This is a genomic window from Kocuria salina (assembly GCF_013368965.1).
GTDB classification, from domain to species: domain Bacteria; phylum Actinomycetota; class Actinomycetes; order Actinomycetales; family Micrococcaceae; genus Kocuria; species Kocuria rosea.
Window position 1 is genome coordinate 1 of record NZ_SSSF01000004.1, and the last position, 25,044, is coordinate 25,044.

General features: G+C 73.5%; 21 protein-coding genes and 1 pseudogene. 13 read left to right on the forward strand and 9 right to left on the reverse strand.

Annotated features, from left to right (window positions below; all coding sequences use genetic code 11):
- Window positions 1-185 precede the first annotated feature (185 nt).
- Entirely contained in the window at window positions 186-668 is a 483-nt protein-coding gene (locus E7Z53_RS09160; RefSeq protein WP_017834283.1) for a GyrI-like domain-containing protein, read from the forward strand.
- A 37-nt stretch (window positions 669-705) separates the two neighbouring features.
- Here the strand turns inward: E7Z53_RS09160 and E7Z53_RS19985 are convergent.
- From E7Z53_RS19985 to E7Z53_RS09175, 3 genes and pseudogenes are all read right to left on the reverse strand, one after another.
- Window positions 706-813 (reverse strand): annotated as a pseudogene (locus E7Z53_RS19985) (transcription initiation protein); the annotation flags it as partial.
- Between the two features lie 235 nt (window positions 814-1,048).
- A complete protein-coding gene (locus E7Z53_RS09170) occupies window positions 1,049-2,287 on the reverse strand; it encodes a dicarboxylate/amino acid:cation symporter (protein WP_176337648.1) in 1,239 nt (412 codons plus the stop codon).
- An 83-nt stretch (window positions 2,288-2,370) separates the two neighbouring features.
- On the reverse strand, window positions 2,371-3,366 hold the full coding sequence (locus E7Z53_RS09175; protein ID WP_176337649.1) for a hypothetical protein: 996 nt from the start codon (window positions 3,364-3,366) through the stop codon (window positions 2,371-2,373).
- Window positions 3,367-3,378: 12 nt separating this feature from the next.
- On the opposite strand from E7Z53_RS09175, the gene E7Z53_RS09180 reads away from it, so the two are divergent.
- The 10 genes from E7Z53_RS09180 to E7Z53_RS20300 all read left to right on the forward strand — a co-directional run bounded on the left by E7Z53_RS09180 (window position 3,379) and on the right by E7Z53_RS20300 (window position 14,252).
- Window positions 3,379-4,431 (forward strand): hypothetical protein, encoded by a 1,053-nt coding sequence (locus E7Z53_RS09180; RefSeq protein WP_176337650.1) that lies wholly within the window; start codon window positions 3,379-3,381, stop codon window positions 4,429-4,431.
- Window positions 4,424-5,428, forward strand: a complete 1,005-nt coding sequence (locus tag E7Z53_RS09185; RefSeq protein WP_126350059.1) for an HAD-IIA family hydrolase — start codon at window positions 4,424-4,426, stop codon at window positions 5,426-5,428. The genes E7Z53_RS09180 and E7Z53_RS09185 overlap by 8 nt, the downstream gene beginning before the upstream one ends.
- A complete protein-coding gene (locus E7Z53_RS09190; RefSeq protein WP_109244423.1) occupies window positions 5,425-5,679 on the forward strand; it encodes a hypothetical protein in 255 nt (84 codons plus the stop codon). The genes E7Z53_RS09185 and E7Z53_RS09190 overlap by 4 nt, the downstream gene beginning before the upstream one ends.
- Entirely contained in the window at window positions 5,676-6,422 is a 747-nt protein-coding gene (locus E7Z53_RS09195) for a TlyA family RNA methyltransferase (RefSeq protein ID WP_176337651.1), read from the forward strand. Before E7Z53_RS09190 ends, E7Z53_RS09195 begins: the two co-directional genes overlap by 4 nt.
- A gap of 123 nt (window positions 6,423-6,545) precedes the next feature.
- Window positions 6,546-7,607 carry an NAD kinase gene (locus E7Z53_RS09200; protein ID WP_081994162.1) on the forward strand — a complete coding sequence of 354 codons (1,062 nt, stop codon included), beginning with the start codon at window positions 6,546-6,548 and terminating at the stop codon, window positions 7,605-7,607.
- Complete coding sequence (recN, locus tag E7Z53_RS09205; RefSeq protein ID WP_176337652.1) at window positions 7,604-9,316, forward strand: DNA repair protein RecN; 1,713 nt, start codon at window positions 7,604-7,606, stop codon at window positions 9,314-9,316. Before E7Z53_RS09200 ends, recN begins: the two co-directional genes overlap by 4 nt.
- A 54-nt stretch (window positions 9,317-9,370) precedes the next feature.
- Window positions 9,371-11,095, forward strand: a complete 1,725-nt coding sequence (locus E7Z53_RS09210) for a CTP synthase (protein WP_035924074.1) — start codon at window positions 9,371-9,373, stop codon at window positions 11,093-11,095.
- Between the two features lie 138 nt (window positions 11,096-11,233).
- Window positions 11,234-11,887, forward strand: a complete 654-nt coding sequence (locus tag E7Z53_RS09215; protein ID WP_017834272.1) for an NUDIX domain-containing protein — start codon at window positions 11,234-11,236, stop codon at window positions 11,885-11,887.
- Entirely contained in the window at window positions 11,884-12,915 is a 1,032-nt protein-coding gene (locus E7Z53_RS09220) for a site-specific tyrosine recombinase XerD (protein WP_109223008.1), read from the forward strand. Before E7Z53_RS09215 ends, E7Z53_RS09220 begins: the two co-directional genes overlap by 4 nt.
- Before the next feature lie 128 nt (window positions 12,916-13,043).
- Window positions 13,044-14,252 carry a D-alanyl-D-alanine carboxypeptidase family protein gene (locus E7Z53_RS20300; RefSeq protein ID WP_255219515.1) on the forward strand — a complete coding sequence of 403 codons (1,209 nt, stop codon included), beginning with the start codon at window positions 13,044-13,046 and terminating at the stop codon, window positions 14,250-14,252.
- A 110-nt stretch (window positions 14,253-14,362) separates the two neighbouring features.
- On the opposite strand, the gene E7Z53_RS09240 is transcribed toward E7Z53_RS20300, so the two are convergent.
- From E7Z53_RS09240 to E7Z53_RS09255, 4 genes are read right to left on the reverse strand one after another with little or no spacing between them, the layout of a single operon-like run.
- Window positions 14,363-15,505 carry a bifunctional 2-methylcitrate synthase/citrate synthase gene (locus E7Z53_RS09240; RefSeq protein WP_109223012.1) on the reverse strand — a complete coding sequence of 381 codons (1,143 nt, stop codon included), beginning with the start codon at window positions 15,503-15,505 and terminating at the stop codon, window positions 14,363-14,365.
- A 37-nt stretch (window positions 15,506-15,542) separates the two neighbouring features.
- Window positions 15,543-16,451: a methylisocitrate lyase gene (gene prpB, locus E7Z53_RS09245; protein WP_017834269.1), complete on the reverse strand. Its 909-nt coding sequence runs from the start codon at window positions 16,449-16,451 to the stop codon at window positions 15,543-15,545.
- Window positions 16,452-16,454: 3 nt separating this feature from the next.
- A complete protein-coding gene (locus E7Z53_RS09250; protein ID WP_017834268.1) occupies window positions 16,455-17,975 on the reverse strand; it encodes an MmgE/PrpD family protein in 1,521 nt (506 codons plus the stop codon).
- 58 nt (window positions 17,976-18,033) lie between these two features.
- On the reverse strand, window positions 18,034-18,711 hold the full coding sequence (locus E7Z53_RS09255; RefSeq protein ID WP_017834267.1) for a GntR family transcriptional regulator: 678 nt from the start codon (window positions 18,709-18,711) through the stop codon (window positions 18,034-18,036).
- Window positions 18,712-18,930: 219 nt separating this feature from the next.
- On the opposite strand from E7Z53_RS09255, the gene E7Z53_RS09260 reads away from it, so the two are divergent.
- Window positions 18,931-20,886, forward strand: a complete 1,956-nt coding sequence (locus tag E7Z53_RS09260) for an AMP-binding protein (protein ID WP_136341301.1) — start codon at window positions 18,931-18,933, stop codon at window positions 20,884-20,886.
- A gap of 22 nt (window positions 20,887-20,908) precedes the next feature.
- Here the strand turns inward: E7Z53_RS09260 and E7Z53_RS09265 are convergent, their stop codons facing one another.
- Both E7Z53_RS09265 and E7Z53_RS09270 read right to left on the reverse strand, forming a co-directional pair.
- Entirely contained in the window at window positions 20,909-21,622 is a 714-nt protein-coding gene (locus tag E7Z53_RS09265; RefSeq protein WP_017834265.1) for a response regulator, read from the reverse strand.
- The gene (locus E7Z53_RS09270) at window positions 21,619-23,250 is read right to left on the reverse strand and encodes a sensor histidine kinase (protein ID WP_176337653.1); all 1,632 of its coding nucleotides are present in this window, start codon (window positions 23,248-23,250) and stop codon (window positions 21,619-21,621) included. Before E7Z53_RS09270 ends, E7Z53_RS09265 begins: the two co-directional genes overlap by 4 nt.
- 170 nt (window positions 23,251-23,420) lie before the next feature.
- Here E7Z53_RS09270 and E7Z53_RS09275 point away from each other — a divergent pair, with 170 nt between their 5' ends.
- Window positions 23,421-24,860 carry a cation:dicarboxylate symporter family transporter gene (locus E7Z53_RS09275; protein WP_035924070.1) on the forward strand — a complete coding sequence of 480 codons (1,440 nt, stop codon included), beginning with the start codon at window positions 23,421-23,423 and terminating at the stop codon, window positions 24,858-24,860.
- Window positions 24,861-25,044: the final 184 nt, after the last annotated feature.

The window sequence follows — 25,044 nt, forward strand, 5'->3', positions numbered from 1 at the left end:
CAACACCCATCATCCAGCACGAGCTCTACGGCACAGGCCCTCATTCCACGGTGAGGGCCTGTGCTCATCCTTGGGCCGCGCTGCCGCCGGCGAGCGAGCCGGACCTGCGATACGGCCGCCGCTCCACGGACCGACCGCTGTCCGTCACAGAAGCGCGGGACCGGCCGACAGCGGATAATGCGGGCATGGATGCGACCGACCATGAGTCATTCACCCCGAGGGTGATCGAGCAGGACGAGCAGCCCACGGCGGTGGTGACGGGAACGGTGGCCATGGGCGAGCTGCGGGAGTTCTTCGACCGCGCCTTCGGCGAACTGGGACAGGCGATGTCCGACGGGGCGTTCGAGCCGACGGGTCCTCCGATGGCCGTCTACCACGGGGTTCCGGCGGAGACGGTGCACCTGGAGGTGGGTTTCCCGGTGCAGGGGGAGGTCTCCCCGAAGGGCGCAGTGGTGGCGGGCCGGCTGTCCGCCTCTCGCGTGGCGACGTCCGTGCACCGCGGCAACTACGACGACCTCGGGCGATCCTGGCAGCACCTGGCGGAGTGGGCGGGGCAGCAGGGGCTCGCCCTCGGCGACCGCATGTGGGAGGTTTACGTGACCGAGCCGCGGCCGGGGGACGACCCTGCCGACATGGTCACCGAGCTCTACTGGATGCTTCGTCCCTGATGTCCCGCGGGCCGCTCGGCCCACGGCCGGGGAATGCCTCGTCGATCCCGCCGCCGAAGACGTACACGCCCGCCGCCTTGGCCTCCTCGATGGCGGCGTGCGAGGCCTCCACCACCGCCTCGAAATCCTCCTCGGGGACCACCATGGCCTCACTCGGGAACGAGATCAGATACTTCGTCTTGGAAGGGCTCCTCTGCTCCGGCGGAGCCGTCCCTCGGCTCCTCGGCGGGGCACCGCACGGGTGCCCCGCCCGATGATGGCTCCGACGCCGGACCTCGGGTCAAGGCGGAGCTTCGGGAACGATCCGCGGCATCCGGTCGAAGGAGACCGACCGAGCGGGCGCTGCGGGGCCCCGCCCCGCAGCGGATGGAGCCGGACGACTACCGAGCGGTGTGTGCGTCCGACAGCGTCAGCTCCGCCGGGCTCTCCTGTGCGGATCCGGTCGCGGTGTGCCGGCCGATGAGCTTGTTCATGACCACGGCGATGGCACCGTCCCCGGTCACGTTCGTCGCGGTGCCGAAGGAGTCGATGGCGATGTACGTGGCGATCATCAGGGCCACCGCGGTCTCGTCGAAGCCGAGCATGCCCTGGAGCAGACCCACGGCGGCCATGATCGCGCCGCCGGGAACGCCCGGGGCGGCGACCATCGTGATCCCCAGCATGAGGATCAAGCCCACGTAGGCCACGTCGTCGATGGCGGTGCCGGTGATGGTCATGACGGCCGTCGAGAACAGCACGATCTTCAGCGTGGACCCGGCGAGGTGGATCGTCGCGCTCAGCGGGATCACGAAGCCTGCCACGGACGGACGGACGCCGTTGGCCTCCGCGCACCTCAGGGTGACCGGGATGGTCGCGGCGGAGGACGACGTGCCCAGCGCTGTGGCGTAGGCAGGCAGCATGTTCTTCAGCAGGGTCGCGGGGTTGCGGCCCACGTAGATCCCCGCGACGACGTACTGGGCGACGAGCAGCACGACGGACAGGGCCAGGGCGACGAGCACCACCTTCGAGAAGGTGGCGACGACCACCAGGATCTGTCCGTTCGTGGTGAGGCCCATGAACATCCCGAAGATGTAGAGGGGCAGCAGCGGGATGATGACCAGCTCCACGATGCGCATGATGATCCGGCGCAGGTCGTCCATGCTCCGGTGGAGGGTGTCACCCGGTATGAGGGTGATGCCCACCCCCAGGCAGAAGGCCAGGAGAAGCGCTGTCATGACGCCGAACACGGGTTCCATCTCGAGCGTGAAGAAGCCGGCGAGGGCGCTCTCCTCCGGGTTGGCCAGGGCGTCGACGTCTCGCTCCCCGGCCAGCAGCCACGGGTATCCGGCGCGGGCGACGGCGAAGGCCAGCAGACCGGAGAGGACGGTGGAGGCGTACGCGATGGCGGCGGTCACGCCGAGCCACTTGCCGGCCCCTCTGCCGAGGTCGCCGATGGCCGGGGTGACGAGACCGACGATCAGCAGCGGGACGATGAAGCCGAGGAAAGCGCTGAAGAGGCCGTTGAACGTCAGGAAGACTCGGGCGAGCGGTTCGGGAAAGAACAGACCGCAGGCGACGCCCAGGACGATGCCGAGCAGCACGCGCACCAGGAGGTGGGACGTGAGGGGTTTTTTGGACATGAGCCCATCATCCGACGAGGGAGCGGCCGGGGACGAATCGGGACAGAGGGTCGTCGGACCTGCTTATACAATGGGAACGATCATCATGGCGGACCGTTCTCCGGCCACCGCCGACATCCACGAGAGCCGACCGGCACCGCGTCGGCACAGAGGAGCGGTACGTGTCCGAGTCTTTCCAGCACGGGTCCCGGGACGAGCGTCGGAACGGACATTCCGGCGACCGCCGGTCCGGCGGAGGAGCCGGGCGCGAGGGCGACCGCTCCGGCGCCCAGCCCCGACGCCGTTTCGACGAGGGGCAGCGCGGTCCGGCTCGCGACGGCGAGGCGCGCGGACGCAACTCCCAGGACCGCGGAGCCGCCGACCGGCCCGGCCGCGACCGTCAGGACGACCGTCGTGGCGGGTACGCGCCGCGAGGCGACCGGCGGGACGACCGGCAAGGTGATCGTCGCGGAGGCTACAGCGACGACCGCCGGCGTGATGACCGTCAGGGTGAGCGGGGGCCGCGTCGTGAGGGCGAGGGCTACCGCGGTCGCCGCGACGACCGCCAGGACGAGCGTCGCGGTGGCTACGCCCCGCGCGGTGACCGGCGCGATGACCGGCAGGACGACCGTCGTGGCGGGTACGCCCCGCGCGGTGACCGGCGTGATGACCGGCAGGGTGAGCGGGGGCCGCGCCGGGAGGGCGAGGGCTACCGCGGTCGCCGCGACGACCGCCAGGACGACCGTCGCGGTGGCTACGCCCCGCGAGGCGACCGGCGCGATGACCGGCAGGACGACCGTCGTGGCGGGTACGCCCCCCGCGGTGACCGGCGTGACGACCGGCAGGGTGAGCGGGGGCCGCGCCGGGAGGGCGAGGGCTACCGCGGTCGCCGCGATGACCGGCAGGACGAGCGTCGTGGCGGGTACGCCCCGCGAGGTGACCGGCGGGACGACCGGCAAGGTGACCGTCGCGGAGGCCACGGCGACGACCGCCGCGGCGGGTACGCGCCGCGAGGTGACCGACGCGGCGGGTTCCCGGACCGCGACGAGGGCTACCGGGGCCGGCGTGACGACCGGGACGACGTCTCGACCCACCGTCACCGGGCGCCCGAGGTGGACGAGGACATCACGGGCCGTGAGCTCGACAAGCCGACCCGTGCCCAGCTGGGGGCGCTCGAGCCGCGCAACGCCGAGGCCGTCGCGAAGCACCTGGTCATGGCCGGGCGCTACCTCTTCGACGTCCCCGAGCTCGCGCTGGAGCACGCGCAGGCGGCGGGACGGCGCGGCGGCCGCATCGCCGCCGTGCGGGAGGCGACCGGCGTCGCGGCGTACGAGGCGGGTGACTACGCACTGGCGCTCAAGGAGCTGCGCACGTTCCGCCGGATGACCGGAGCCGACATCCACCTGCCCCTGATGGTCGACTGCGAGCGGGCCCTCGGACGCCTGGACAAGGCTGTGGAGCTCGCGACGTCGGAGGCCGTGCAGTCGCTCGAGCCCAGCGAGAAGGTGGAACTGGCCATCGTGCTGGCCGGCATGCGCCGGGACCAGGGGGACGCCCAGGGTGCGGTGGACGCGCTGACCATTCCGCAGCTGGACAGGAACCGGGGCTTCCCCTACAGCCCCCGGCTGTTCCGCGCCTACGCCGAGGCCCTGCGGGGCGTCGGCAGGGACCGCGAGGCCCTGACCTGGGACCGGCAGGCCGTGGTGGCCGAGGCCGCCCTCGGGACGGGGCAGTTCGCCGAGCCGGAGATCGTCGACTTCGACGACGAGGAGGAGACCGAGCAGGTGCCGGCCGGCGGCGTCGTCCTGGCCGACGCCGAGGACACGGCCCAGGACCCGACCTCGGACCCGGCGGACGCACCGGCCGCAGACGCGGTCGAGGCCTCCGGCGACAATCCGGGCCTCGACCCCGACGGCGGGGCGGACGACGAGAGCGAGGACGTGCTCGACGAGGGCACCGAGGAGGAACCGGACCTGGATCCGGACGACGAGGCGGAGGGCTCGGAGCACGACCTGGACCCGGACGACGACTTCGAGGGCGGCTCCGAGGCCGACCTCGACCCGGACGACGACGAGGATCTCACCGACCTCGACGGCGACGACGCGCGTGACGACGCGCGTGACGAGGCGAGCGACGGCACGGACGGCGGCCCGCGGCGTGGCTGAGCGGCTGCTCGACCGGTACGACGCCGTCCTGAGCGATCTGGACGGCGTCGTCTACGCCGGCCCGCACGCCATCCCCGGCGCACCGGAGGTCCTCCGCCGGATCGCCGCGGACGGCGTGCCCGTGGTGTTCGTGACGAACAACGCCTCGCGCTCCGTCGCGACGGTCGCCGAGCACCTGACGGACCTGGGCGTGCCCACCGGCCCGGACGGCGTGGTGAGCGCCGCGCAGGCGGGAGCCGAGCTCCTGGCGCAGCGGGTCCCGGCCGGCACCGCGGTGCTCGTCACCGGTTCCCAGGCCCTGGCCGACGTCGTCGCGGAGGCCGGACTGGTCCCGGTCCGCGCCCAGTCCGACGAGCCCCGCGCCGTGATCCAGGGCTTCGACCCCGGCCTGGGCTGGGCCGAGCTGGCCGAGGCCGCGTACACGCTGGCCGACCCGGACGTGCTGTGGGTCGCGACCAACACCGACCGCACCATTCCGCAGGCCCGCGGTCTGGCGCCCGGCAACGGCACGCTCGTGGCCGCCGTGGCGGCCACGACGGCGCGGCCGCCGGTCGTGGCCGGCAAGCCGGAGGCCCCCATCTTCCGCACCGCCGCCGAGCGGGCGGGCAGCGCCCGGCCCGTGGTGCTGGGGGACCGGCTGGACACCGACATCCGGGGCGGCAACGCCGCCGGCTTCGCGACGATCGCGGTCCTCACCGGGGTGGACACCGTGCACACGATCCTCGCCGCGTGCAGCGCGGAGCGCCCGGACCACGTCGTCGGGACCCTGCACGCGCTCTTCGAGCCGTATCCCGAGGTCGAGGTCTCGTCCTCCGCCGGAGCGCACTCCGCGCGCTGCGGAGCGGCGGAGGCCGAGACCGACGGCACGCGGCTGCGGATCCGCGGCGCCCAGGACGACCTCGACGCCTGGCGGGCCGCGTGCGCGGCCTGGTGGGCGGCGCACCCCGACACCGACGTCCCCGTGGTCCCGGACCCCGAGTGGGAGGCGGGCGAGTGACCGGGGGCGCCGGGGCGCAGCGCCCGGCCGGGGACGACGGCGCAGCCCTGCGCCCGACCGGTCACGCCCGGGTGGACGCCGTGCTGGACCGTGCCGGTGAGCTGGAGGCGCTGCCGGTCGCGGAGCACCCCGGCCGCTACGACGAGCTGCACGCGGCACTCGTCGCCGAGCTCGACGCCGAGCCCGGCACGGTCCCCGCCGGCCTCGTGCCGCGACCCGGCACCGGACAGGAGGAGGCGGCGCACCGGTGAGCTCCCGTCTCGACCAGGAGCTGACCGCGCGGGCGCTGGCCCGCTCCCGCACGGTCGCCGCCCGGTGGATCGGCGAGGGCCGGGTCCTCGTGAACGGCCGCCCCGCGACCAAGCCCTCCGTCCGGGTCGGCCCCGAGGACCTGCTGGAGGTCCGGCCCGCGGACGTCCCGGACTACGTCAGCCGGGCCGGGCACAAGCTCGCCGGAGCGCTCGCGGCCTTCCCGGACATCGGCGTGGCGGGCAAGCGGTGCCTCGACGCCGGCGCCTCGACGGGCGGGTTCACCGACGTGCTGCTGCGACGGGGCGCCCGGGAGGTGGTCGCCGTGGACGTGGGCCACGACCAGCTCGACCCCTCGCTCCGGGCCGACCCCCGGGTGCGGGTGCTGGAGGGCATGAACGTGCGCTGGATGCGCCCCGAGGACATCGGCGGCCCGGCGGAGCTCACGGTCTGCGACCTGTCCTTCATCTCGCTCACCCTGGTCCTGGAGCCGCTGGCGGCGGCCACGGTGCCGGGCGGTGACCTCGTGCTCATGGTCAAGCCGCAGTTCGAGGTCGGTGCCGAGCGCCTCGCGCGCACGGGGGTGGTCACGAGCGAGCAGGAGCGGGCCCGGGCCGTCGAGGCCGTGGCCGCCGCCGCCCGGGCCCACGGACTGTCGGTCCGGGGCCGGGAGCGCAGCCCGCTGCCGGGCCAGGACGGCAACCACGAGTTCTTCCTGTGGTGCCGCCGGGACCGGCCGTCCTGACTGTCCCCGCCCTCGCGTAGGGTGGTGAGCGGTGCCCGGTCCGCGGGCACGGCGTGCGCCACGGGCCGGTCCCGGTCCTGACGACGCCCGCGCGCACCGAGCAGTCGAGAACGGGAGGACCCGGTGAGCAGAAAGATCCTGGTCATGGCCCACATGGGCCGGCAAGAGGCCAAGGACGCCGCCCGCGACTCCTGTCTCCAGCTGCACGAGGCCGGCCTGGTGCCGGTGATCTCGCGGGCGGACCTCGAGGCGCTCCAGGAGGACGCGGAGCCGCTCGCGCCCGTGGAGGTCATCGAGGAGGACGTCTCCCTGCGGGAGATCGAGCTCGTCATGGTGCTCGGCGGGGACGGGTCCATCCTGCGCGCCGCCGAACTGGTGCGCAGCGTGGACACCCCGCTGCTCGGGGTCAACCTGGGCCACGTGGGCTTCCTCGCCGAGAGCGAGCGCTCCGACCTGCGCGAGTCCGTGGAGGCCATCGTGGACGGGCGCTACACGGTGGAGCAGCGCATGACGATCGACGTCACCGTGTGGCAGGGCGAGAAGAAGGTCCTGCACACCTGGGCGCTGAACGAGGCCTCGGTGGAGAAGGGCGACCGCGAGAAGATGGTCGAGGTGGTCATCGAGGTGGACCGCCGGCCGCTGAGCACCTTCGGGTGCGACGGTGTGGTCCTCGCCACCCCGACCGGCTCCACCGCCTACGCGTTCTCCGCGGGCGGGCCCGTGGTGTGGCCAGAGGTCGAGGCGCTGCTCATGGTGCCCCTCAGCGCCCACGCCCTGTTCTCCCGGCCCCTGGTCATCTCCCCGAACTCCATGATGGCCGTCGAGGTCCTCACCCGCACCGACGCCCGCGGCGTGCTGTGGTGCGACGGCCGCCGGACCACCGAGCTGCCGCCGGGCTCCCGGATCGAGGTGGTGCGCTCCCCGAAGGCGGTCAATCTCGCGCGGATGCACCTCACCCCCTTCTCGGAGCGGCTCGTGCGGAAGTTCGAGCTGCCCACGAGCGGCTGGCGGGGGCCGGTGCCCCCGCACGAGGCGGCCGCGGCGCGGACCACGGCCCTGCCCGTCGTCCGCGGCGACGAGGCGCAGGAGCAGCAGAAGTCCACCGTCGGGCACGAGATGCCGCACGAGCCGGACGCCCCGGCGCCCACCGCACCCGCGACGAGTCCGGGGAGGCCGGCTGAATGATCGAGGAGATCCGCATCCACGACCTCGGGGTCATCACCGACGCCGTGCTGCCCCTCGGCCCGGGGCTGAGCATCCTCTCCGGTGAGACCGGCGCGGGCAAGACCATGGTGGTGACCGCCCTCGGGATGCTGCTGGGCAACCGCTCCGACGCCGGCGCCGTGCGCTCCGGGGCGCCCAAGGCCGTCGCCGAGGCCGTCGTGCGGGTGCCGGCCGGCCATCCCGCCGCGGTCCTCGTCGAGGACGCCGGCGGCGCGGTGGACGTCGAGGCCGTCGGGGACGCCGAGGAGGCCCTCATCACCGTCGCGCGGACGGTGACCGCGGAGGGGCGCAGCCGCGCCCACGTCGGTGGCCGCTCCGCTCCCGTGGGCACCCTCTCCGCGGTGGGCCAGACCCTGGTGGCGGTGCACGGCCAGTCCGACCAGCTGCGGCTGAGGTCCCCGGCCGCCCAGCGCCACGCCCTGGACCAGTACGCGGGGGAGGAGCTGGCCGCCGAGCTGCGCCGCTACCGGGAGCGCCTCGCCGAGTACCGCTCCGTGCAGCAGACCCTGCGCGAGGTCACCGAGCACGGCCGCGAACGCGCCCTCGAGGCGCAGAGTCTGCAGGGCGCCCTCGAGGAGATCGACGCCGTGGACCCCCAGCCCGGCGAGGACGAGCGCCTCGACCAGGAGAGCCAGAAGCTGACCAACCTCGAGCAGCTGCGCGCCGCCGCCCTCACGGCCCACGCCGCTCTGAGCGGCGGGGAGTTCGCCGACGCCGACACCCCGGACGCGACCGCCCTCGTGGCGGCGGCGCACCGGGCCCTGGAGCAGGAGGCCGGCTCCGACCGTGATCTCGAGGAGCTGTCGGGGCGGGTCGCCGAGCTGGCCGTGCTCGTCAACGACATCGCCGCGGACCTCTCGGGATACGCCTCGGGGCTCGACGACGAGGGCCCCGCCCGCCTGGCCGAGGTGGAGTCCCGGCGGGCCAAGCTCAAGTCCCTGACCCGCAAGTACGGCGCCACCGTGGACGAGGTCCTCGACTGGGCGGGGCGCTCGCGGGCGCGCCTCGACGAGCTGACGGACGACCCCGCGCGGGAGCAGGAGCTCCGGGCGCGGCTCGAGCAGCTGCACGCCGAGCTGAGCGAGCTGGCCGCGCGGATGACCGAACGGCGCCGGGACGCCGCCCACCGGCTCTCCGGTGCCGTCAGCTCCGAGCTCACGGCACTGGCCATGCCCAACGCCTCCCTCGTCATCGAGGTCGAGCCCACCGAGGAGTTCTCCGGCCACGGGAGGGACGAGATCTCGTTCCTCCTCAGACCGCACGCCGCCGCCGCGCCCCGGCCCCTCGGCAAGGGCGCCTCCGGCGGTGAGCTGTCCCGCCTCATGCTCGCCATCGAGGTGGTCCTCGCCGCCGTGGACCCCGTGCCCACCTTCGTCTTCGACGAGGTGGACTCGGGGGTGGGCGGCAAGGCCGCCGTGGAGATCGGCCGCCGGCTGAAGATGCTCGCCCAGCACGTCCAGGTCCTCGTGGTGACGCACCTGCCGCAGGTCGCGGCGTTCGCCGACCAGCACATCCTCGTCACGAAGAGCACGGACGCCACGGTCAGCGACGTGCGCGTGCTCGACGCGGAGGAGCGCGTGGTGGAGCTCGCCCGCATGCTCGCCGGCCACGAGGACTCCGCGGCGGCCCGTGAGCACGCCCGGGAGCTCGTCCGTGGCGCGGTGCTCTGAGGTGCCGCCGCCCGGTGATCCCCAGCACGCAACCGACGTCCTGAGCGGACAAGAATGATAGGGTCGAATTCCGTGGTGAATGCAAACGAAGCCGCCCACGAGGCCGGCGCACAGCAGACCGAAAACCAGCGACCGGGCAAGGTGACCCGCCAGATCTTCGTGACGGGCGGCGTGGCCTCCTCCCTCGGCAAGGGCCTGACGGCCTCGTCCCTCGGGATGCTGCTGCGGGCGCGCGGGCTCTCCGTGACGATGCAGAAGCTGGATCCGTACCTCAACGTCGATCCGGGCACCATGAACCCCTTCCAGCACGGCGAGGTCTTCGTGACCGACGACGGGGCGGAGACCGACCTCGACATCGGCCACTACGAGCGGTTCCTCGACGAGAACCTCGACGCCTCTGCGAACGTGACCACCGGACAGGTGTACTCCACGGTCATCGCCAAGGAGCGCCGCGGCGAGTACCTCGGGGACACCGTCCAGGTCATCCCCCACATCACCGACGAGCTGAAGAACCGCATGCGCCGCCGCGCGCAGGGCGACGACCAGCCGGACATCATCATCACCGAGATCGGCGGCACGGTCGGCGACATCGAGTCCCAGCCGTTCCTCGAGGCCGCGCGGCAGGTCCGCCAGGACGTCGGCCGCCGCAACGTGTTCTACCTGCACGTCTCCCTGATCCCGTACATCGGTCCTTCGGGCGAGCTGAAGACCAAGCCGACCCAGCACTCCGTGGCGGCGCTGCGCGGGCTCGGCATCCAGCCGGACGCGCTGGTGCTGCGCTCCGACCGGCAGGTGCCGGACACGATGCTGCGCAAGATCGGCAACGCCTGCGACGTCGACCACGACGCCGTGATCTCCTGCCCCGACGCCCCGAGCATCTACGACATCCCCCGGACCCTGCACAGCCAGGGGCTCGACACCTACATCCTCGACTACCTGGGGCTGGACTACCGGGACGCGGACCTGGCGCAGTGGGAGCGGCTGCTCAAGGCCGTGCACGAGCCCTCCCACTTCGTCACGGTGGCCATGGTCGGCAAGTACATCGACCTGCCGGACGCCTACCTGTCGGTCTCCGAGGCCCTGCGGGCCGGCGGCTTCGCCAACGACGCCCGCGTGAAGATCAAGTGGGTGGCCTCGGACCTGTGCGAGACGCCGGAGGGCGCCCAGCGCGAGCTCGGCGACGTCGACGCGATCTGCGTCCCCGGGGGCTTCGGCATCCGCGGCATCGAGGGCAAGCTCGGCACCCTGCGCTTCGCCCGGGAGCACCGCATCCCGACCCTCGGGCTGTGCCTGGGCCTGCAGTGCATGGTCATCGAGTTCGCCCGCTCGGAGCTCGGCCTGGCGGGGGCCTCCTCGACCGAGTTCGAGCCGGAGACCGCCCACCCGGTCGTGGCGACCATGGACGAGCAGAAGCAGTTCGTCGAGGGTGCCGGTGACCTGGGCGGCACCATGCGGCTCGGCCTCTACGACGCGCAGCTGCGGCCCGGGTCCGTCGTGGCCGGCGCCTACGGCTCCACCGAGGTCAAGGAGCGCCACCGTCACCGTTACGAGGTCAACAACGAGTACCGGGAGCGCCTCGAGGAGGCGGGGCTCGTGATCTCCGGGACCTCTCCGGGCGGCACCCTCGTGGAGTTCGTGGAGCTGCCCGCCGACGTCCACCCGTACTACGTGGGCACCCAGGCGCACCCCGAGCTCATGTCCCGCCCGACCCGCCCGCACCCGCTGTTCGACGGGCTCGTCAAGGCGGCCCTCGAGCGCCGTGAGGCCGAGGGCCGCTGAGCCCCCGCCCGTCACCGCACGGGCGTCCCGGTGCAGGCGCCGGTCCTCGCGAGGACCGGCGCCTGCACCGTCTCCCCATCCGCACCCCGCCCGCCGCTCCCGTCGCCCCGCGACGGCGGCCGTTCCGAAAGAGACCCCATGGACATCCGCCACCTCGCACCCGAGGAGCTCTCCGACCAGCTCAGCGACCGCCGCACGGTGGCCTCCGAGACGGTCTACGAGGGCTTCATCTGGGACGTCCGGCGCGACGAGTTCGAGCTCGCCAGGGGGGAGGACCCGCTGCGGCGCGACTACATCACCCACCCCGGCGCCGTGTCCGTGCTCGTGCTCAACGACCGCGACGAGGTGTTCCTGATCAACCAGTACCGCCGGCCGGTCGGGATGACCATGTGGGAGATCCCCGCCGGCCTGCTCGATGTCGAGGGGGAGGACCCCGCCGTGGCGGCCCAGCGGGAGCTCGCGGAGGAGGCCGACCTGCGGGCCGAGCGCTGGGACGTGCTCGTGGACTTCCACAACAGCCCCGGTTCCTCCTCGGAGGCCAACCGGATCTTCCTGGCCCGTGGTCTCAGCGACGTCCCGGACCACGAGCTCCACGAGCGGGACGGCGAGGAGGCGGAGATCCACGGGGCGTGGGTCCCGCTCGACGGCGCGGTGCGGGCGGTGCTGGAGGGCCGGCTGAACTCGCCCGCCGCGGTGATCGGGGTCCTCGCCGCCCACGCCGCCCGGGCGGAGGGCTACCGGTCCCTGCGCCCGGCCGACGCCCCGTGGCCCGGTCACCCCGACCTCCGGTGACCGGCCTCCCCACCGACGGGACGTCCGGGACCTCGCCCGGCGCCCCGTCCGGTGACCACCCCGGCGACGCGCTCGACCGCGCCCTGGAGCGCTATCTGCAGCACCTGGCCGTCGAACGGGGGCTGGCCGCCAACACGCTGGCCGCCTACCGCCGGGACCTGCGCCGCTACGCCGAGCACCTCCGCGAGCGGACGGATCCGCCCGTGACCACCCCGGAGGGCATCACCACCGGTCACGTGCGCGACTTCCTCCGGGACCTGTCCGCCGGGTCGCAGGACAGCGCGCCCCTGAGCACCCGCAGCGCCGCCCGCATCCTCGTCGCGGTCCGGGGCGCCCACCGGTTCTGGGTCCTCGAGGGGATGACGCGCACGGACCCCGCGGCCCCCGTCCAGCCGCCCACGCCCGGGATGCGCCTGCCCAAGGCCGTCCCGGTCGAGCAGGTCACCGCGCTGCTCGAGTCGACCGGCACCGACACCCCCCAGCAGCTGCGCGACCGGGCGCTGCTGGAGCTGCTCTACTCGACGGGCGCCCGGATTTCGGAGGCGACCGGCCTCGACGTCGACGACCTCTCCCGGGCCGTGCGCCGCAGCGGGGAACCGGAGGAGAGCGGCGCGGGGATGCCCTTCGTGCGGCTGTTCGGCAAGGGCGGCAAGGAACGGATGGTGCCGCTGGGCTCCTGGGCCGTGCGCGCCGTGGACGAGTGGCTCGTGCGGGGCCGGCCCGCGCTCGCCGCCCGGGGACGAGGCACCCCCGCGCTGTTCCTCAACGCCCGGGGCGGGCGGATCAGCCGCCAGACGGCGTGGACCACGGTGAAGAGCGCGGCGGAGCGGGTGGGCCTGGGCGACCGGATCACCCCGCACACGCTGCGGCACTCCTTCGCGACCCACCTCCTCGAGGGCGGCGCCGACCTGCGGGTCGTCCAGGAGCTGCTCGGCCACGCGTCGGTCAGCACCACCCAGGTCTACACCCTGGTGACCGTTGACTCCCTGCGCGAGGTCTACGCCGCAGCCCACCCCCGCGCCCGGTAGCCGGGGCGGGTCACCGGCAGCGCGTCCCGGCGGGGTCACACACGCGCCGGTGCTTTCGGGAAGGCCCGCCCGCGGCCTAGCCTGGACGCACGCCCGAGCGCTCCGCTCGGCGGACGGACGGGGACGTCATGCGCGAGACCACGCGGCACAGCACACGGCAGACCACGCAGCCCAGCACGCGGAGGACCGGGCGGACGGGCCGGACGCTGCTCGTCCTGCTGTTCGCCCTCGGACTGGCCTTCCCGGGACTGGTCCTCCCCGGCCTCGGCACCCCGGCGTTCGGGGCCACGGCGATCCAGGCCGAGCACCAGCGGCTCGGGGGAGCGGACGGCCGGCTCGGCCGGGCCCTGGGGGCCGAGCGGTGCGGGCTCGTCCGGGGCGGCTGCTACCAGAAGTTCGAGCGCGGGACCATCCACTGGTCCCCGCGGACCGGGGCCCGTCCCACGTGGGGTGCGATCCGTGCCGCGTGGGCCGCGCAGGACCACGAGCGGGGGCCGCTGGGCTACCCCGTGGGCCGTGAGGTGTGCGGACTGCGCGACGCCGGCTGCCACCAGGCCTTCGAGGGCGGGGTCGTGGTGTGGTCGCGGCCGAGCGGTGCGCATCCCACCGGCGGCGGCATCCGGGCGGCCTGGCTGCGCCGCGGCGCGGAGCACGGCGCCCTGGGGTATCCGGTCTCGGCGGAGTCCTGCACGGGCGGCGGCTGCCGGCAGACCTTCCAGCGCGGGTCCGTCAGCTGGGCCCGCGGCGCCGGGACCCGGGTGGTCCGGGAGATCGACCGTGCCGCGTCGGTGTACGTCGTCGTCAACAAGCGCCGCCCCCTCAACCCGGCCGACCACGTGCCGCGCCCCCTCGAGTCCGTGGGCGGGCAGCTCCTGCGGGCGGACGCCGCCGCGGCGTTCCGGCGGATGCAGCGGGCCGCGGCGGCGGACGGGGCTCCTCTGACCGCGGTCAGCGGCTACCGCTCCTACGCCACGCAGGCCGGCCTCTACCGCGACTACGTGGCGCGCTACGGGCAGGCGCAGGCGGACCTGATCTCGGCGAGGCCCGGTCACAGCGAGCACCAGACCGGGCTGGTCATGGACATCGGCGACCCGAGCGGGGAGTGCGGTCTGCAGAGCTGCTTCGAGGGGACCCCGGCCGGGGCGTGGGCGCGCGAGCACGCCCACGAGCACGGCTTCGTCGTGCGGTATCCCCGCGGCCGGACCGCGACCACCGGCTACGCCTACGAGCCGTGGCACCTGCGCTACGTCGGCGTGCACGTGGCCTCCGGCATGGTCGACCAGGACATCCCCACGCTCGAGCACTACATGGGGCTGCCCGCGGCGCCCACCTACTGAGCCCGCCGCGTCCCGCCCGGACGTCTCCCGTCCGGACCGTCGCGGGACGGGAGCGGACCGGCGGGGACGGGCAAGGGGCGGGTCCCCGGACCCGCCCCCTGCCCGGCGCGCTACAGGTGCCGCTCGTCCGGGCCGTTGTACTCGGACAGCGGGCGGATCAGGGAGTTGGCGGCCACCTGCTCCATGACGTGCGCGGTCCAGCCGGTGATCCGGGCGGCCACGAACAGCGGGGTGAACGTGGGGATGTCGAAGCCCATGAGCCAGTAGGTGGGACCGGCGGGGTAGTCGAGGTTGGGCTTGATGCCCTTCGCCTGGTCCATGGACCGCTCGAGCCCGTTGTACAGGCCCAGCAGCTCGCCCCGGCCGTAGTGGGCGACCATCGTGTCCAGGGCCGCCTTCATGGTGGGCACCCGCGAGTCACCGTGCTTGTACACGCGGTGGCCGAAGCCCATGACCTTCTTCTTCGCCGCCAGGGCCTCGTCCATCCAGGCCTTGGCGCGGGTCTCGGCCTCGGCCTCGGTCTCCTCCTTGCGGATGCCCAGTTCCACGAACGTCTCCATGACGGCCTCGTTGGCCCCGCCGTGCAGCGGGCCCTTGAGCGCGCCGATGGCGGCCGTGACCGCCGAGTGCAGGTCCGACAGGGTCGAGGTCACCACCCGGGCCGTGAACGTCGAGGCGTTGAAGGAGTGCTCGGCGTAGAGGATCATCGACACGTTGAACGCCTCGACGACCTGGGGGTCGGCCTCCTCGCCGAAGGCCATCCACAGGAAGTTCGCCGAGTAGTCGAGGTCGTCGCGCGGGGCCACCACGTCCTGGCCGCGGCGTCGGCGCTGGTCGTAGCAGACGACGGCGGGCATCGCCGCGAACAGCTTCTGCGCCTTGGCCAGGTTCGCCGCGGGGGAGGAGTCCTCGGCCTGCGGGTCCTGGGCGCCCAGGACGGAGGCCGCGGTGCGGCACACGTCCATGGGGTGGCAGGTGGTCGGCAGGGCGTCGATGATCGCCTTGAGCTCGGGCGTCAGCGCCCGGTGCTCCCGCTCCCGGGCCCGGAACTCCGCCAGCTCCTCGTCCGTGGGCAGCTCGCCGTTCCACAGCAGCAGGGCGACCTGCTCGAAGGAGCAGTTCGCCGCGAGCTCCTGGACGGGATAGCCGCGGTAGAGCAGGGAGTTGGTGTCCGGGTTGACCTTGGAGATGGCCGTGTAGTCGGCGACGACGCCGGCCAGTCCCTTGTGGACCTCGCTCTGGGTCTCGGTCATGGTGGTCTCCTTCACGTGGTCGGTGCGGTGGGTGCGGTCAGTGGTGCAGCCCGGGGACCTCGAAGTCGAAGACCCCGGAGTCGAACTGGTTGTACCCGTTGTAGTCCACCAGTTCGTAGAGCCGGGCGCGAGTGAGCATCTCCGGCACGGCCGCCTCCTGGGTGCCGTCGGTGCGGAGGGTGTCCAGCACGCGCTCCATGGCGCCCAGGGCGGCGCGCATCAGGGTCACCGGGTAGATGATCATGTTCACCCCGGCGTCCTGGAGCTGGTCGGCGGTGAACAGCTGCGACTTCCCGAACTCGGTCATGTTCGCCAGGATCGGCACGTCCACCGCGGCCCGCATCGCCTCGAACTCGGACAGGTCGGCCATGGCCTCGGGGAAGATCGCGTCCGCCCCGGCGTCCACCAGGGCCTTCGCCCGGTCGGTGGCGGCGTCCAGGCCCTCGACGCCGCGGATGTCGGTGCGGGCCATGATCAGGAAGTTCGGGTCCCGGCGGGCCTCCGCGGCGGCCCGGATCCGCTTGACGGCGGTGGCCAGGTCCACGACGTTCTTGCCGTCCAGGTGGCCGCAGCGCTTGGGGTTGAACTGGTCCTCGATGTGGCACCCGGCCAGGCCGGCGTTCTCGAGCTCCTGGACGGTGCGGGCCACGTTCATGGGCTCGCCGAAGCCGGTGTCGGCGTCCACGAGGCACGGCAGATCGGTCACCCGGGCGATCTGCCCGGCCCGGGCGGCCACCTCGGGCAGGGCGGTGAGCCCGATGTCGGGGAAGCCGAGCTCGTTGGCGAGCACGGCCCCGGAGATGTAGACGCCGTCGAAGCCCTGCTCCTGGATGAGCTTCGTGGACAACGGGGTGTAGGCGCCGGGGAAGCGGACGGTGCGGGGGCCGGCCAGCATCTCGCGCAGGGCGATCCGCTTGGCCTCGGGGGTGGTGGTGGAGAACAGCATGGCTTAGAAGATTCCCTTCGTGCCGGTGCGCAGGGGATGCGAGGCGGTGACGTTGAGGGCGTCGAGCTCGCCGGCGCCCAGGGCCGGGAGGTTCTCGGCGGCGGCGATGAACCGGTCCAGCTCGTCGTCGGCGACGATCCCGGCGGCCAGCGTCCGCAGCTTGGTGACGTACTGCTCGCGGGCGAACGGGCGGGCGCCCAGCGGGTGGGCGTCGGCCACGGCGATCTCGTCGGTGATCACGGTGCCGTCGGTGAGGGTGATCTCCACCGACCCGCCGAAGGCCTTCTCGCTGATGTCCAGGGAGTGGTAGCGGCGGGTCCACTCGGGGTCCTCGGCGGTGGTCACCTTCTGCCACAGCTCGACGGTGTCCGGGCGTCCGGCGCGCTCCGGGGCGTAGGAGTCCACGTGGTGCCAGGTGCCGTCCTGCAGGGCCACGGTGAAGATGTAGGGGATCGAGTGGTCGAGGGTCTCCCGCGATGCGGTGGGGTCGTACTTCTGCGGGTCGTTGGCCCCGGAGCCGATGACGTAGTGGGTGTGGTGGCTGGTGCGGATCACCACCGAGGTCACGTTGTCGGGGTCCTTTGCCTCGGGGTGCTCGCGGTGCAGCTTGCGGGCCAGGTCGATCCAGGCCTGCGCCTGGTACTCCGCCGAGTGCTCCTTGGTGTAGGTGTCCAGGATCGCGGCCTTGGCCTCCCCGGGGGCCGGCAGCGGGACCTCGTAGGCCGCACCCGGGCCGTCCAGCAGCCAGGCGATGACCCCGTCCTCGCCCTCGTAGATGGGGGTGGGGGAGGTCTGCCCGCGCATGGCGCGGTCCACGGCCTCCACGGCCATCTTCCCGGCGAAGGCCGGGGCGTGGGCCTTCCAGGTGGAGATCTCGCCCTTGCGGGACTGGCGGGTGGCGGTGGTGGTGTGCAGGCCCTGGCCGATGGCGTGGAAGATCGTCTCCACGGGCAGGCCGAGCAGGGTGCCGATCCCGGCGGCCGCGGAGGGGCCGAGGTGGGCGACGTGGTCGATCTTGTGGGCGTGCAGGCAGATCGCCTTCACGAGGTCCACCTGCAGCTCGTAGCCGGTGGCGATGCCGCGGACCAGGTCGTGGCCGGTGGCCCCCACGTGCTGGGCCACGGCCAGGATCGGGGGGATGTTGTCGCCGGGGTGGGAGTACTCGGCGGCCAGGAACGTGTCGTGGTAGTCGAGCTCGCGCACGGCCACGCCGTTGGCCCACGCCGCCCACTCGGGGGAGACCTTGCGGGTGGCGGTGTCCACGCCGTAGAGGCCCGAGCCCGTGCCGCCCGGGGTGGGCGCGTGGGCCAGGGCCTGGTCCCGGGCGGAGACGATCGGGTCGCGGTTGAGGGAGGCGATCGCGACCGAGGCGTTGTCCAGGACCCGGTTGATCACCATCTCCGTCACCTCGGGGGTGACCTCGACCGGGTCGGCGGCGACCTCGGCCATCTTCCAGGCCAGCTGCTCCTCGCGGGGCAGGTTGTCCTTGGACGGGTGGACGCGCACGGAATGGAGAACGGTCATGGGAGTTCCTCTCGTGGGGACGGACGACCGCCGGCGGCGGTCGATGGGGTGTCCGCGCTCAGCCGGCGGCCTCGAGCGGGGGAGCGGGCTGGACCCACTCCCGGACAGGGGTGGTCAGGACTGCCTGCAGCGAGTTGGCCAGGTGCACACGGGTCGCCGCCTCGGCGAGCTCCTCGGAGCCCTCCGCGACGGCGCGGGCGATCTGGGCGTGCTCGGCGGCGGCGCGCGCGAGCCGGTCGGGGTTGGTGCGGGAGAGCTTGCGCACCCGGGCCAGGTGCAGGCGCAGGGAGCGCTGGGCCGCGGTGAGGTACGGATTGGCCGTGGCCTCGTCGATGGCGCGGTCCATGCGCTCCACGAGGTCGTAGTACCCGGCCCGGTCCGTGCCCGGCCCGTGGAGCTGGGCCACGACCGCCTCGAGCTCGGCGGCCAGCTCCTGGAACGCGACGGGGTCGCGGCGCCGGGCGGCCAGCCGGGCCGCCCGGCAGTCGAGGGCCTCCCGCAGCTCGAACAGGGCGCGGACGTCCTCGAGGGAGACCTGGGAGACCACGACGCCGCGGCCTCGGTGCGCCTCCGCGAGACCGTCGGCGGTGAGCCGGCTGAGGGCCTCGCGGATCGGCGTGCGCGAGATGCCGAAGCGCTCCGACTGCTCGACCTCGCCGAGCACCTGGCCCGGGAGCAGCCGCCATTCGACGATGTCCTCGCGCAGGGCCTCGTAGGCGCGGTCGCTGGCTCGCACGGCTCCCTCCTCGCTCTTGTCGCCCGCGACGGGGAGTGCGCCGCGGACTCTGGGTGACAGGCATCACAATGCACGAGCATTGTATACACAGTTCGGTGCAGTTGACGAGGGATTTGGTCCGGATCGGCTCGATCGTGCATCTGTGTATACACAGGTCTTGTCGTGTGTGACCTGCACCACTAGGGTGTCCGGCAGGACCGCAACCCCTGGGAGGGACCCATGAGCACCGACCACCGAACACCGCCGCCGGCCGAGGGCTACGCGGAGGTCTACCGCCGCAGCGTGCAGGACCCGGAGGGGTTCTGGCTCGACGCCGCCCGCGCCGTGGACTGGGTGCGCGAGCCCACCACCGCCCTCGACGACACCGCAGCCCCGCTCTACCGCTGGTTCCCCGACGGCGAGCTCAACACCTCCTACAACGCCCTCGACCGACATGTGGAGGCCGGTCACGGCGAGCGCACCGCGCTCGTCTACGACTCCGCGGTGCTGGGGGTCCAGGAGCGGTTCAGCTACGCGCGCCTGCGGGACGACGTCGCCCTGTTCGCCGGGGCGCTCGCCGCCCGGGGGGTGGGCAAGGGCGACCGGGTGCTCGTCTACCTCCCGATGATCCCGCAGGCCGTCGTGGCGATGCTCGCCTGCGCCCGGCTGGGTGCGGTGCACTCGGTGGTCTTCGGCGGGTTCGCCCCGAAGGAGCTCGCCTCCCGCATCGACGACTCCCGGCCGGTCGTGGTGGTGACCACGACCGGCGGGGTGGAGCCGAGGCGGCGGATCGAGTACATCCCGGCCATCGAGGAGGCCCTGCGGCTCGCCGAGCACGCCCCCGGGACGGTGGTGGTGCACGAGCGCCCGGGGTTCGAGACGACGCTCGAGGACGCCCGGGGCCGGGCCGGGGCCGGCGGGCAGCCGGCCGTCGAGTGGCTCGACTGGGCGGAGGCCGTCGAGGGTGCCGAGCCCGCGGCGCCCGTCCCGGTCGCGGCCACCGACCCGCTCTACGTCCTGTACACCTCCGGGACCACCGGGACCCCCAAGGGCGTGGTCCGCGACAACGGCGGGCACGCCGTGGCCCTGACGTGGTCCATGCGCCACATTTACGACGTCGGCCCCGGCGAGGTGATGTGGACCGCGTCCGACGTCGGCTGGGTGGTGGGCCACTCCTACATCGTCTACGGCCCGCTCCTGGCCGGCGCCACGACCGTGCTCTACGAGGGCAAGCCCGTGGGCACCCCGGACGCCGGGGCGTTCTGGCAGCGTGTCGAGGACCACGGCGTCAAGGTGCTGTTCACGGCGCCCACGGCCCTGCGGGCCATCCGCCGGGCGGATCCCGAGGGCGAGCTGGTGCGCCGGCACGACATCGGCTCCCTGCGGGCCCTGTTCGTGGCGGGGGAGCGGCTCGACCCGGAGACGTACCACTGGGCCGCCCGGGTGCTGGGCGTCCCGGTCGTCGACCACTGGTGGCAGACGGAGACGGGGTGGGCCATCTGCGCCAACCCCTTCGGGATCGAGCGGCTGCCCCTGAAGGCCGGCTCGCCGTCCGTGCCGGTGCCGGGCTACCGGGTGGAGATCCTGGACCCGCTGGGCCGGCCGGTGGAGACCGGCGAGGAGGGCAACATCGCCCTGCGCCTCCCGCTGCCGCCGGGCACGCTCCCCACGCTGTGGGGCGACGACCAGCGGTTCGTGGACTCCTACCTCAGCGCGTTCCCCGGCTACTACGCCACGGGCGACTCCGGCCACGTGGACGAGGACGGCTACGTCTACGTCATGGGGCGCACCGACGACGTCATCAACGTCTCCGGGCACCGCCTGTCCACCGGGGCCATGGAGCAGGTCCTCGCCTCCCACCCGGCGGTGGCCGAGTGCGCCGTGATCGGGGTGGGGGACCCGCTGAAGGGCCAGCGGCCGTCCGGGTACGTGGTGCTCAAGACCGGTGCCGACGTCCCGCCGGAGCAGCTCCGGGAGGAGCTCGTGGCGCTCGTGCGCCGGCAGATCGGGGCGGTGGCGGACTTCAAGGACGTGGCCGTGGTGGAGGGGCTCCCCAAGACCCGCTCGGGGAAGATCCTGCGCAAGACCATGCGGCAGATGGCCGACGGCGAGGACTACACCGTGCCCTCGACGATCGAGGACGCCTCCGTGCTCGAGGCCCTCGAGGGCGTGCTGCGCCCGCCGAGCGGTTCGTGACGCTCCGGCGCACGGCACGGGGTCAGCGGCCGGGGGAGACGTCCTGCCCGGCCCAGCCGTACTCGAGCTCGGGCCGCCCGGGGGTGCCGTGGCGTGGGCGGCGCTGCACGAGGCCCCGGGCCGTCAGGTGCTCGAGGTAGCGCCGCGCCGTGACCCGGGACAGCGTGCTGCGCTCGGCGACCTCACCGGCCGAGAGCCACTCCCCGCCCCGGATCAGCGCGGTGACGGACTCGAGGGTCTGCGGGGACAGGCCCTTGGGCGCGTCCGGGCGGGTGGGCGCGCCCAGGGCCGCGAACGCGCGGTCCACCTCCGCCTGGCCCACCGTCCCGGCCGCGCCCAGGGCGGAGCGGTAGCGCCGGTAGGCGTCGAGCTTCTCCTCGAACACGGCGTAGGTGAAGGGCTTGATGAGGTAGCCGACCACGCCCAGGGTGCTCGCGGCCCGGACGGTCGCCACGTCCCGGTGCGCCGTGATCACCAGCAGGTCCACCGTCTCGCCGCGGGCGCGCAGGGTCCGTGCCACGTCGAGACCGGACATGTCCGGCAGGTTCACGTCCAGCAGCACCAGGTCCACGGGTCGCCCCGCCCGCCGGGCGGCCTGCACGGCCTGCACGGCCGTCCGCCCGGACACGGCGGTGGCGGCCGCCTCGAAGCCCGGTGAGCGCTCGACGTACTGGGCGTGGGCGGCGGCGGTGAGCGGCTCGTCGTCGACGACCAGGACGCGGACCGGCGCGCTCACGGGGCCCGCCCCGCCGCGGCGTCGCGGGCCACCGGGACGGTCACCGTGAACACGGCCCCGCCGTCGTTGCGGTGCTCGATCCGCGCGCCCCACCGCTCGACGACCTCCCGCACCAGGTGCAGGCCCACGCCGCGGCCCTCCGGGCCGGCCGGCTTCGTGGTGACGCCGAGCTCGAACACCTCCCGGGCGAGGTCGTCGGGGACCCCCATCCCGGTGTCGGCGACGGTGATCACGACCGCGTCCCGGGCGGGGTCCGCGGCGTCGGGCGCCCGGGCGATCTCGACCTCGACGACCGGGCGGACCCGGTCGGCGTTGGCCGCGGCGGCCTCGACGGCGTTGTCGACGAGGTTGCCGACGAGGGTCACGAGGTCGGCGGGGGAGACGGGGATCCGGGGCGCGTCCGGGTCGACGACGACCTCCAGCTCCACGCCGCGCTCGTGGGCCGCGGCGGTCTTGCCGACCAGCAGGGCCGCGAGGAACGGGTCGTCGAGGTGGGCGAGTAGGTCGTCGGACAGCACCCGGGTGCGCACCATGTCCGCCGAGGCGAAGCCGAGGGCCTCCTCGTCCCGGCCGAGCTCCAGTAGGGAGACGACCGTGTGCATGCGGTTGGCGTGCTCGTGGGTCTGGGCCCGCAGCGCCCCGGCCAGCGCCGCGGTGGCGCGCAGCTGTCCCGAGAGCCGCGAGATCTCGGTGTGGTCCCGCAGGATCACGATCGTGCCGCGCCCCGCGAGCGCTCCGCGGGCCGGGAGGGCCGAGACGATGAGGGTGCGCTCCCCGACCACGAACCACTGCTCCTGCACGGGCGCGCCGGCGCGCAGGAGGACCGCCAGCGCGTCCGGCAGGTCCAGGTCCGCGACGGGGAGGGGTTCGTGCCTGGCCGGTCCCGGGGCCGCCGGGGCCCGGACCCCGAGCAGCTCCCGCGCCCGGGCGTTGAGCACCTGCACCGCGCCGGTCGTGTCCACGAGCAGGAGGCCCTCCGTGGCCTCGTTGAGCACGGCGTCGTGCAGCGCGTGCACCTGGGCGAGCTCCTCCGGCCCCCAGCCGTGGGTGACCCGGCCCAGGTACCGGGAGCCGAGGGCCGCGACTGTCGCCGACGCGGCCAGCAGCAGCAGCCCGACGAGGAGCACCGCCGGCAGCTGGGCGAGCGCCTGCTGCGAGACGGCCTCGAGGAGGACACCGGTGGCCACGAGCGCCACGACCGTGCCGTCCCCGTCCCGGACCGGGGCGATCGTGCGCACGGAGGGGCCGAGGTTGCCGCGCTCCGTGCTGGTCCAGGTCTGCCCGGCGAGCGCGTGCGAGCGGTCCCCGCGGTAGGCCTCGCCGACCGAGGAGGGCAGGGGGTGCGTCCAGCGGGTGCCGTCCGGGGCCATGATCGTGACGAAGTCGAGGTCCGTGTCCGCGAGCAGCCGGTCCGTGAGCGGCTGCAGCACGGCGTGCGGGTCCGGCCCGCCCACCGCCTCGAGCACGTACGGGTCGTCCGCGAGGGCCGTGGCGAGGACCCGGGTCACCGCCTCGGCGCGCTCCACGACCGCGCCGCGCTCGTGGGCGAACAGGACGAGGGAGACGGCGAGGGTCACCAGCGCGACGACGGCGAGCTGCATCAGGAAGAAGCGCCGGGCCAGGGACATGTCCGCTCCTTGATCTCCCGGTCGTCCCTCCCTCTCTTGTGGTGGGCGTCACGACCATTATGACCACAACACGACAGGGCGCCGGGCCGCGGTGAGACTCGTCACATCGGCCCGATCCCGGGTCCCGCGCTCCACCCCACCGCGCTACCCACCCGAACCGGAGGACAAGCATGGCCACCGTCGCCACGGACCCCGTCGACCCGCAGCCGCCCGCCCAGAAGCAGAAGAAGGACAGGACGCACTACCTGTACGTCTTCGTGATCGTCGCCGTCGTCGCCGGCGCCGTCCTGGGCCTCCTGGCCCCCGAGTTCGCCCAGACGCTCAAGCCGGTCGGCACCGCGTTCATCGCCCTGATCAAGATGATGATCGCCCCCATCATCTTCTGCACGATCGTCCTGGGCGTCGGCTCCATCGCCAAGGCGGCGACCGTCGGCAAGGTCGGCGGCCTGGCCCTGGCCTACTTCATGGCGATGTCCACCATGGCACTGGGCATCGGCCTGGTGGTGGGCAACCTCATCCACCCGGGCGAGGGCCTGAACATCCAGGGCTCGGAGTACGAGGTCACGGACGCGGGCCACGGCGACGGGGAGGGCGGGACCATCGGGTTCCTGCTCGGCATCATCCCCACGTCCCTGCTGTCCTCCCTGACCGAGGGCAACATCCTGCAGACCCTGTTCGTGGCGCTCATCGTGGGCTTCGCGCTGCAGCAGATGGGCCCGGCCGGCAAGCCCGTGCTCAAGGCCGTCGGCTACGTCCAGGCCCTGGTCTTCCGGATCCTGATCATGGTCATGTGGGTCGCCCCCATCGGGGCGTTCGGCGCGATCGCCGGTGTGGTCGGCGAGACCGGCGTCCAGGCCATCGTCTCGATGGCCACCTTGATGATCGCCTTCTACCTCACCTGCGTCCTGTTCATCGTGGTGGTCCTGGGCGGGCTCCTGAAGGCGGTCACGGGGATCAACATCTTCCGGCTCATGAAGTACCTGGGCCGCGAGTACCTGCTGATCTTCTCGACCTCCTCCTCCGAGGCGGCCCTGCCCCGGCTCATCGCCAAGATGGAGCACGTGGGCGTCTCCAAGCCCGTGGTCGGCGTCACGGTCCCGACCGGATACTCCTTCAACCTGGACGGCACCGCCATCTACCTGACCATGGCCGCCCTCTTCGTCGCCTCCGCGATGGGCAGCCCGCTGGCCATCGGCGAGCAGATCTCCCTCCTGGTGTTCATGATCATCGCCTCGAAGGGCGCCGCCGGGGTCACCGGCGCCGGCCTGGCCACCCTGGCGGGCGGCCTGCAGTCCCACCGCCCCGACCTGGTCGACGGGGTCGGCATCATCGTCGGCATCGACCGCTTCATGTCCGAGGCCCGCGCCCTGACCAACTTCACCGGCAACGCCGTGGCCACCCTGCTGATCGGCAAGTGGACCCGCGAGATCGACCTCGTCCAGGTGGAGCGCGTGCTCTCCGGCCAGGACCGGTTCGACGAGTCCACCATGGCCGCCCACTCGCACGGCACCGCCGAGGACCGGCCCGCCGCCGAGCCCGCTCCCGGGGCCCGGGTGGAGGACTCCGTCGTGGAGAAGGTCGAGGCCGCGGCCGGTGCCGGCGTGCGCTGACCCGTCCCGCACCGGGACCCGTGTCCGGCCCGCGCCCGCCGTGCCCCCGAGAGGGGCGCGGCGGGCGCGGGCCGTCGTCGTCCGCCGGCTCCACCGTGCCCGGGAATTCGGGGCCGCCCGGCGGCGGCGGTACCCTGGTAGCTGATCGAGTCCAGGAAAACCCCAGGTCGGCCCGTCCGGCCCG

Excerpts from the sequence above, each read along its gene's own strand:
- E7Z53_RS09160 (WP_017834283.1), top strand. The coding sequence starts at position 186 with ATGGATGCGACCGACCATGAGTCATTCACCCCGAGGGTGATCGAGCAG.
- E7Z53_RS09170 (WP_176337648.1), bottom strand. The coding sequence starts at position 2,287 with ATGTCCAAAAAACCCCTCACGTCCCACCTCCTGGTGCGCGTGCTGCTC.
- recN (WP_176337652.1), top strand. The coding sequence starts at position 7,604 with ATGATCGAGGAGATCCGCATCCACGACCTCGGGGTCATCACCGACGCC.
- E7Z53_RS09210 (WP_035924074.1), top strand. The coding sequence starts at position 9,371 with ATGATAGGGTCGAATTCCGTGGTGAATGCAAACGAAGCCGCCCACGAG.
- E7Z53_RS09215 (WP_017834272.1), top strand. The coding sequence starts at position 11,234 with ATGGACATCCGCCACCTCGCACCCGAGGAGCTCTCCGACCAGCTCAGC.
- E7Z53_RS20300 (WP_255219515.1), top strand. The coding sequence starts at position 13,044 with ATGCGCGAGACCACGCGGCACAGCACACGGCAGACCACGCAGCCCAGC.
- E7Z53_RS09240 (WP_109223012.1), bottom strand. The coding sequence starts at position 15,505 with ATGACCGAGACCCAGAGCGAGGTCCACAAGGGACTGGCCGGCGTCGTC.
- prpB (WP_017834269.1), bottom strand. The coding sequence starts at position 16,451 with ATGCTGTTCTCCACCACCACCCCCGAGGCCAAGCGGATCGCCCTGCGC.
- E7Z53_RS09250 (WP_017834268.1), bottom strand. The coding sequence starts at position 17,975 with ATGACCGTTCTCCATTCCGTGCGCGTCCACCCGTCCAAGGACAACCTG.
- E7Z53_RS09260 (WP_136341301.1), top strand. The coding sequence starts at position 18,931 with ATGAGCACCGACCACCGAACACCGCCGCCGGCCGAGGGCTACGCGGAG.
- E7Z53_RS09270 (WP_176337653.1), bottom strand. The coding sequence starts at position 23,250 with ATGTCCCTGGCCCGGCGCTTCTTCCTGATGCAGCTCGCCGTCGTCGCG.
- E7Z53_RS09275 (WP_035924070.1), top strand. The coding sequence starts at position 23,421 with ATGGCCACCGTCGCCACGGACCCCGTCGACCCGCAGCCGCCCGCCCAG.